Genomic DNA, 6,929 nt, shown 5'->3' with positions numbered 1-6,929 from the left:
GCGGATGCGCGAGCCACTCCCGGCAAGCGCATAGATATTGCCGTCTGCTGCTTCGAGGTTGATCTGCGCGGCCTGCGTGATACCGCGATCAACTACCGTGCCTTTGCTGCTGATCTGCACGAATACCTGGCGGCTGCTCGCCGACTCGTACAGCACCACTTGCTTTCCCACGACGTATTCGGCCGTGCCGTTCGGTGCGCTGACCGAACCTCCGTTCACTACGGCATCGTGCGCGATAAGAAAGATATCGCCGCCACTGGAACTGATCTTGCCGAGATTCACCACCTGCCCATTCGATGACCCCGCAAGCACGAGCGTCCCGCCATTCATGATTGCGGTATCGGACAGATCGAGTGTTGAAGCCACGAATCGACCGCCCGTGCTAATTACGCCGGTCCGACCGACCAGAATGCCTTGAGGGTTGACCAAATACACGCTGCCCGTTGCCTTCAGATTCCCGAGAATTGCCGAAGGCGAGCCGCCGGTCACCCGATTGAGTGTCGTGCCCGAGCCATTGTCAAAGGTGACCGTGTTGCCTGTGCCGATCGAGAAGCTGTGCCAATCGATCACGCCACGGGACGAGGACTGGTTGATCGTGAGCGAACCGGGGCCGCCGCTGATCGCGCCCTGGCCCTGGACGAAGCTGCCATTCTGTGGCAGCGGTCCGGCCGCGTGGGCTACCGGCATGCACCACATGGCGATCGCGAGCGGCACCGGTAGTGCAAGCGTCCGCGTGAAATGCCGGGACCGATACGCGGCAAGCGGTGCGCGGGCAAACCCCAATGTGAAGGGCAGCCCCTTGCGTGATGTCAATGGCGACTCGCTTGCCAGTCTGGATGATTGACGCAACATGACCGCTCCCGAAACGTGGTTCGTGGAAAGCCGGTGCGCGGAACGCAGGTTGTTGCGACCAGGGAAGGCGTGAAAGCCGCTGTACCGCACAGTACATCTAATCATAGCAGTGCGTTCGGAAGGCAAACCGGTATTTGTGCATGCATCCGGTGCTCGCCGGCGGCTTGTCAAGCGGGCTGTGCGCCGGTCGCATGCTCAGAACACCCGCTCAACATTTCACATTCCGATTCACCGCCCGAGCGGTTCGCGCCTTAAGAACCCGGAGATGTTTCGATGTCCGCACTAACTGATTGCAGCCAGTCGATGAACGCCCGCATATGAATCGGTTTGTCAGCGTCATGCGAGATCAACGCGTAGTAAGTAGACCCTAACGACCGCAGTTCAGGAAACGGCGTCTGCAGCCGGCCGCTTGCACAATCGGCCTCGAGCGTTGGAAATGGTCCGATGCCGAAACCTAATGCGTCGGACACGGCTTGCAGCGTCACAAAAAAATGATCGAACCTTAACGTGCGATTGGCTCGAAGCGTGGGGCATCCCGCGGCTTTGACCCATGCTTCCCAGTCGCCCGGACGGGTTTCGCTTGTCAACCAGGTTTCATTGCTCAATTGTTCAACGGTCTTGACGCCTGATCGCAAAATCAGCGCGGGACTCGCAATGACTGTATTCGACTCCCGGAAAAGTGGCCACGTCTGATACTGGCCACTGCTCGGTACTTCCCGTCGTATGGCCATATCGAAACTGCCTCTTAGCGCCGCTTCCGTGGACATGACGGTCGACACGCGCACGTCTACATCCGGGCAGCGCTCAGCGAACGACGGCAATTGGGGTATCAGCCAGCGCATTGCGACCGTGGCCGATGCGCTCACCCGGATGACCTTCAGATGCCGGCTTTTTCCATAGCGCTCCGCAGCATCCGCTATGTGGTCGAACGCCGCTGTGATCTCGCGGGCGAGCGCGCGGGCGTGGGGAGACGCCGCCATGCTTTGCCCGTCCCGGAAGAACAAAGGCTGTCCGAGCCACTCCTCAAGAATTGCGATCTGCCGACTGACGGCGCCGTGCGTCAGGTTCAGCTCTTTGGCTGCGGCCGAATAGCTCCCCGCTCGGGCGGCCACTTCAAAGATACGCAGCGCGTTCAGAGGCGGCAGTTTTTGTCTCATATGTGAGTTCTATGCACAGGGGGAGCGATATTTTATCGATTGTGTGAGCTGATTGAACATCATACGCTGTACTCATTCACCTGAAGGAGACAACCATGACTGAACGAATCAACGTGAATTCCCGGTCCTATCGACTGCCGTCGGTGCCGACGATCATCGTCTGCATCGACGGGTGCGAGCAGGAATACATCAATCAGGCAATCCAGGCGGGCAAGGCGCCTTTTCTTGCGAGTCTGCCTGCCTTTGGCACGGTGACCGCAGGGGACTGCGTGGTTCCCTCGTTCACCAACCCGAACAACCTGTCGATTGTTTGCGGAGCGCCGCCCTCGGTCCACGGTATCTGCGGCAACTTCTTCTTCGATCAGGAAGCGAATGAAGAGGTCCTGATGAACGACGCCAAATATCTTCGAGCTCCGACGATCCTCGCTGAACTCGCCCGGGCCGGCCAGCGCGTAGCGGTGGTGACGGCCAAGGACAAGCTGCGCAGCCTGCTTGGACATCAGATGAAAGGAATCTGCTTTTCAGCGGAAAAGGCAGATCAAGTCAATCTTGTCGAGCATGGGATCGAGAACATCGTGGCACGGGTAAATATGCCGGTGCCCCCTGTGTATAGCGCGGAACTTTCGCAATTTGTGTTTGCCGCAGGCCTTTCCTTACTGAACAACGAGCGTCCCGACTTGATGTATTTGTCGACGACCGACTACGTACAACACAAGCATGCGCCAGGCACGCCTGAAGCGAATGCGTTCTACGAGATGATGGACGGCTATTTCAGCCGATACCACGAACTCGGCGCAGTCGTGGCGATTACGGCCGACCACGGAATGAACGCAAAGACCGATGCGATCGGCAGACCGAATATCGTGTTCCTGCAAGACTTGCTGGACGCTCGTTATGGGCAGGCGTTCGCGCGCGTGCTCCTGCCTATCACCGATCCCTATGTAGTGCATCACGGCGCGCTGGGCGGATACGCGACCATCTACTTGCGCGACCCCGAAAGTCAGCGCGATGTCACTGCCTTCCTTGCCGGCATCGCGGGTGTGGAGGCGGTATTCACGCGGGCGCAAGCGAGCGAAAAATTCGAAGTGCCTCAAGATCGGATCGGCGATCTCGTCGTGCTCGGAGAGCGGCTGACGGTGCTGGGCAGCGCTGCCGACAAACACGACCTGACTGGCCTGACCGTTCCGTTGCGCTCGCACGGCGGACTGTCCGAGCAGCGAGTCCCCCTCATTTTCAACCGCAAGCTGGTGGATGTAGATGACGCCCGGCGCTTGCGTAATTTCGACGTGATCGACATCGCGCTCAATCACCTCGGCTGATACAACAACCCGGCTAGCGCAGCGAAGACTGCGCCCCGCACGGAGACAAGCATGCCCTCAGATACATCAAATAGCCTGGAATCCCAGGCTGTGTTGCGAAGCGCCACCTTTGCCCAGTACAAATGGCGCGCGCTGGTCGGCGTCACGTTTTGCTACTTGTTCTACTACACCGGACGCCAGACCCTCGGCTTCGCCGTCGCCGGTATCCAGCACGATTACGGCTTGTCGAAATATCAGATAGGCTGGATCAGCGCGACCATGCTGTGGTGTTACGCCGGCGGCCAGTTCGTCAACGGCAATCTCGGCGACAAACTCGGCGGCAAGGCCATGATGATCGGTGGAGCGGTCCTGTCATTGGCGGCGAACTGGGTCTTCAGTTTCGGCCACACTTTTTTGTTCTTTCTTCTCGCGTGGGGAGCAAACGGCTACTTCCAGTCGATGGGTTTTGCACCCGGCAGCCGCTTGCTGTCGAACTGGTGGGGTCACACGAATCGCGGTTTTGTTTATGGTGTGTACATCGGCTTTTCCGGCTTCTCTTCGGTGCTCGCTTACGTCTTCCCGGTCGTCATCCTGGGCGCGATGCATCTCGACTGGATCTGGATCTTCAGGCTTGCGCCATTGTCGATGCTGCTCGGCGCACTGGTCTTGTTGCTGTTCGTATCGGAGCGTCCGGAAGACCAGTCAATACGTTCGGCAGACCCCGCGGACGATACACCCCGTCTTCCAGCGCAAGACGAGCTGACCAGCGCGCAGCGATACTCGATCGTGCTGCGGAACTGGAAGCTTTATATCACCGGGCTCGCCATCGGTTTGCAGAACGCCGCGCGCTATGCATTGGTCGTCTGGGTGCCCGTGCATTATCTCGGCATGGACTGGAAGAGTTCGGCGGCGCTGATCGATCCGAAGTGGATCACCATTGCCTTGCCCATAGGAATGGCGCTAGGTTCGCTGTCGAATAGCTGGATATCCGACGTGCTGTTCCAGGGAAGGCGTTACCTGGCCATCGTCTGGTACATGGTGCTGGCATCGACCACCGCGATCATCATGATGTTCATCCCGCACGCCAGCATGCTCGCGATCGGTTTGCTGTTTCTTTGCGGATTCTTCGTCTTCGGGCCGGCGTCGTCGTTCTGGGCGCTTTGTCCGGATATTTTCGGACGTCGCGTTGCAGGTACTGCGACTGGTGTTCTCAACACCATGTCTTATATCTTTGCGGGCATTGGCGAGCCGGTGATCGGCCATATTATCGACTCGACCGGGAACACAGCAATCATCTTCCCGATCGTCGCAGGACTGTGCGCGGCCAGCGCCGTGCTGTCGATGTCGATCAAACGCTGAGGGCGCAAACCGGTTGCGCTGCGGGTCAGGACGTTTCGGACTGTCCGACGATCACACTTCGCCAATTTTGGTGCTGAACAGCGCTCAACCTGGCGGAGGGCGCTCTTATACGGTTCTCACGTAATAATCAAATGCGGCCACGAGTTGCTGGATCGCCTGATCGAGGTCATCTGCCGGCGCTCCTAAGGGCTGAGTCAGGCGCATCGCTTCCTTCGACGCCAAGGATTCCAGCAACCCGGCGGTCAGCTCATCGTAGCGATTGGCCCGCTCCCGGTCGTCTGCGTCGGGTTCTCCGCGCCGAAGGACTTCGATCACCGCGGCGGCGCCACAAACCACTCGCACCGCGACGGTCAAGTTCCGCAGTTGTTCGAGCCGCGCAGAGCGCCGCTGGCCCTCCAGGAGCATACGTTCTCTCGCAACTTCAAGCCGTGAGCTGGCCAGACCGGCTTCGCGTTGCAGGCTATCGAGCATGGCAGTCGATTCTCCAGTCATCCGAAGCGCGGCGGATGCGAACGCCATGTTGGCAGAAAGCGCGGCTGAGATCGCGGCATTCAGCGCATCACTCGCCTTCAGCGGCCAGAAAAGAAAGCTCGCCGCCACACCGACGCAGGCGCCGACAAATTCGTTTGTAAGACGAGCGACAATCAATCCCTCTGCCGGGTGGATGAAATCCGACATCAGCATGAACATCGGCGTCAGGAAGACAACAAACAGGCCGTAGTTCACCAGCCTCAATGCAACGGTCACCGCAGCGAGCGGCAAACTTGCCAACGTTACCGCCAGCGGTCCGGACAGACTCGTCAGAAGAACAGCGGCGATCGCTCCACCGATGAGGCTGCCGCATGCACGCTCCAGCACGCGCAACCATGTATTGGTGGAGACCGGTTGAGTCACGACGATTGAAGCGATCGCGCCCCAGTATGCAAACGTGACATTGAGCGATGTGCCGATCGCGAAAGCGAGCACCGATGCGACAGCCACCCTCAGCGCATGGACATAGACCAGTCTTTCGATTTCGACCGCACGAGTGTCGGGAGGCGAGGGCGTCCCAGGGGCCATATCAAGCGCGTATCGACCGTCTGTGAGGCGAGCGATGGCGCTTGCCGCAATGGCAATGGCAGTTGCTGTCTGGTCCGTCCGTTCAGCCGCTTGTCGCAACAGCGCTTCACGCTGCCGGCGCGTGAGATAGGTAGCCGCCAATTCGGAACCGTGCCCGTCTGATTTTCGCGAATGCGACTGGCGGCAGTGTAACGATTTCGGCCTTCGAGATCGCGGACTGGGTCGTTGGCAACCGATCATTCCGCTCGACTTTACCTGCTACGATGACTTTGTCCATTCAAGGAGAAGCGCTCGATGACGAACGTAGAAGCGCTTCGCGCATTTTATGCACGATATATAACAGCGAAAGGCGCGTGCAGAGACCCGAGAATCGAGGACGCATTTGCGATGGTCGAAAGGGAAAAGTACCTGGGCCCCGGTCCATGGAACGCTTACACGCTGACGGGATACGTCTCGACCGACACATCCGACCCTGCCGTTCTCTATCAGGACATTCTAATCGGGCTCAAGACCGATCAAGGCATCAACAACGGCGAGCCGAGCCTCCATGCACGCTGTCTGGACGCTGCGGCCATCTCGCCGGGCGAGACCATCACACACATTGGTTCGGGAACCGGCTATTACACGGCACTTCTCGCGCTTCTCACCGGGGAAGCCGGGCGCGTAACCGCTTATGAGATTAACCCGGGGCTCGGTGCGCATGCGACGTCGAACCTTGCTCATCTGGCGCACGTTCGGGTGCTGGATGAAAGCGGAGCTGATGCGGTGCTGCCGCGATCGGATCTGATTTACGTGAGCGCAGGCGCGACGCACCCATTGAATGGCTGGATCGAAGCACTCAATGAAAGCGGCCGTCTGATCTTCCCATTGACGCCGAACCGCGGTCTGGGCGGCATGCTGCTTGTGACACGCGTCGCCGCAGACTCATACGCGGCAAAGTTCATTTGCCCGGCGACGTTCATCGAATGCATCGGCGCTCGCGATGATGCGACCGGGGAATCTTTGGTCAACGCGTTCGAATCAAATACTCACGATGCCGTCAAGTCGCTGAGGCGAAAAACTCCCGCGGACCAATCTGCGTGGTTCGTGGGGGACGATTGGTGGCTGTCGACCTCCGAGCCGCTCGATGCCGCTGATTGATATCGAGGTCGCATCGCCTGACGACGTTCAGTGCACTACTGCTGGGACGTCAGGGCATCTTTGG

The 6,929-nt window shown here is 59.1% G+C and carries 6 protein-coding genes; 3 read left to right on the top strand and 3 right to left on the bottom strand.

The window, feature by feature from the left end; genetic code table 11:
- Together ACFFAR_RS20040 and ACFFAR_RS20035 are read right to left on the bottom strand one after the other, a co-directional pair.
- A partial coding sequence (locus tag ACFFAR_RS20040) for a filamentous hemagglutinin N-terminal domain-containing protein (RefSeq protein ID WP_375508334.1) occupies nucleotides 1-687 on the bottom strand: 687 nt, incomplete at its 3' end.
- 416 nt (nucleotides 688-1,103) lie between these two features.
- Entirely contained in the window at nucleotides 1,104-2,009 is a 906-nt protein-coding gene (locus ACFFAR_RS20035; RefSeq protein WP_174364076.1) for a LysR substrate-binding domain-containing protein, read from the bottom strand.
- 95 nt (nucleotides 2,010-2,104) lie between these two features.
- Between ACFFAR_RS20035 and phnA the strand changes: the two genes are divergently transcribed.
- Nucleotides 2,105-3,328, top strand: a complete 1,224-nt coding sequence (phnA, locus tag ACFFAR_RS20030) for a phosphonoacetate hydrolase (RefSeq protein ID WP_174364075.1) — start codon at nucleotides 2,105-2,107, stop codon at nucleotides 3,326-3,328.
- 51 nt (nucleotides 3,329-3,379) lie between these two features.
- Nucleotides 3,380-4,666 (top strand): MFS transporter, encoded by a 1,287-nt coding sequence (locus ACFFAR_RS20025; protein ID WP_174364074.1) that lies wholly within the window; start codon nucleotides 3,380-3,382, stop codon nucleotides 4,664-4,666.
- A 105-nt stretch (nucleotides 4,667-4,771) separates the two neighbouring features.
- Here ACFFAR_RS20025 and ACFFAR_RS20020 read toward each other — a convergent pair whose 3' ends face one another.
- A complete protein-coding gene (locus ACFFAR_RS20020) occupies nucleotides 4,772-5,866 on the bottom strand; it encodes an FUSC family protein (RefSeq protein WP_375508333.1) in 1,095 nt (364 codons plus the stop codon).
- A 153-nt stretch (nucleotides 5,867-6,019) separates the two neighbouring features.
- Here ACFFAR_RS20020 and ACFFAR_RS20015 point away from each other — a divergent pair, with 153 nt between their 5' ends.
- Nucleotides 6,020-6,865, top strand: a complete 846-nt coding sequence (locus ACFFAR_RS20015) for a protein-L-isoaspartate O-methyltransferase (RefSeq protein WP_375508332.1) — start codon at nucleotides 6,020-6,022, stop codon at nucleotides 6,863-6,865.
- Nucleotides 6,866-6,929 lie beyond the last annotated feature (64 nt).

Origin of the sequence: uncultured Caballeronia sp. (assembly GCF_964243625.1) — a bacterium.
Classification (GTDB): domain Bacteria; phylum Pseudomonadota; class Gammaproteobacteria; order Burkholderiales; family Burkholderiaceae; genus Caballeronia.
Note: the sequence above shows the minus strand (reverse complement) of the source record. Positions and strands in the feature narration are given on the sequence as shown.